The 1,384-nt window shown below is 63.9% G+C and carries 1 protein-coding gene; it reads right to left on the bottom strand.

The window, feature by feature from the left end; all coding sequences use genetic code 11:
* Positions 1–202: 202 nt before the first annotated feature.
* Positions 203–1,285: an IS110 family RNA-guided transposase gene (locus J2W49_RS25690; RefSeq protein ID WP_310322773.1), complete on the bottom strand. Its 1,083-nt coding sequence runs from the start codon at positions 1,283–1,285 to the stop codon at positions 203–205.
* Positions 1,286–1,384: the final 99 nt, after the last annotated feature.

The following is a 1,384-nucleotide window of genomic DNA, read 5'->3' as shown; positions in this document are numbered from 1 at the left end:
CCGTGCCGACATGGAATCTGCGTCACCGCGTCGCCACACGATGCAAGCGGCTGTTTTCAAGCCGGAAGAGTTATCGGCGTTGTGCGGTGTGGGAGGAACCCGGTTGGCCATGATGGTCGATCAAACCCGTCGCAAAGGTAGAGGTGGTGTGGGGAGAGAGGTGACTGTTTCCTTGATCAGCAAAAGTACGCTGGCGCGCAGCTCAGGCTGGCAAGGTGAAGCTCTGTCTGCCAGCTTTCCTGCTCAGCCGAGCCGCTTCGTCAAACGGCGCGTGATCGCGCAGCGTGGCAAAGCAGATGCGCGCAAGCTTGTTGGCCAGAGCGCAGGTGGCTTTGTTGTGGTTGCTACGGCCTTGCACATCGAGCGCCCAGCGTCGGATGCCACAGACTTCCTTGCCGACACCTTCGGCCACCTTGGCCGCTCGCAGCACACTGCGCGCACCGTGCGTGAGCAGCATGCGCAGGTAGCGGTCACCCTTCTTGGAGATGCGACCCAGGTAGCGGCTGGAGCCCGAGCTGTACTCACGTGGCGTCAGGCCGAACCAACTGGAGAAGTGGCGCGCGTCCTGGAAGTGGGTCACAACGCCGGAAGTGGCCGCCACCAGGGCAGTGGCGGTGAGCAGCCCGATGCCGGGCACAGACAACAGCAGCGTGCAGGCCGGGCTGTGGCGGGCCACAGCGGACAGCTCGCGTTCGACCTGGGCGATGCGGGCTTCGAGCAGGCGGATTTCTTCGAGAAGCATGCCGGCGGTGTGCCGGATCAGATCGGGCACGGCCGAGCGTGGGTCGGCCAGCACACGGCCGATTGTCTCAACGCCGGTGCGCGCACCTTGAGGGATGGTGATGCCGAACTCACGGCAGAAACCGCGCAAGGCGTTGATGCGCGAGGTGCGCGTGCCCATCCAGAGCGAGCGGATGCGATGCAGGCCTTGCAGGGCCTGTTGCTCGACGGACTTCACGCGCACGGGGCGAATGTCAGAGGCTCGGGCCGCTTCGAGCAAGGCGGCTGCATCGGTGGCGTCGGTCTTGTTGCGCCTGACGTAGGCGCGCACGTACTGGGCGGGCAGCAGGCGAACGAAAATGCCCAGGCCATTGAGCCAGCGAGCCCAGTGGTGGGCCGAGCCGCACGCTTCCATGATGACCAGGCCGACGGCTCGGTTGGCGAACCAGCGCTCGAACTGGGTGCGTGTCAGGCGCTGGGTTTCAACGATGCGCCAGTGCTCGTCGGCCACAGCGATCTGGAAAACGGATTTGGCCAAGTCGACGGCCACGGTAGTAGCATGCATCTCGGACTCCTTTCGTTTGTTGAAGACCTGATCCCCACGCCAATGAAGACCAGAGCGCGAATTTCGCGCAAACAAACGGGGGAGTCCATCCCATCAATC

The sequence above is a fragment of the Hydrogenophaga palleronii genome (assembly GCF_031457455.1).
GTDB classification, from domain to species: Bacteria; Pseudomonadota; Gammaproteobacteria; order Burkholderiales; family Burkholderiaceae_C; genus Hydrogenophaga; species Hydrogenophaga palleronii_A.
This window is presented reverse-complemented; position numbering and strand designations above follow the sequence as displayed.

Bases quoted from the DNA above. Each gene is read 5' to 3' on its own strand.
- J2W49_RS25690 (WP_310322773.1), bottom strand. From the start codon at position 1,285: ATGCATGCTACTACCGTGGCCGTCGACTTGGCCAAATCCGTTTTCCAG.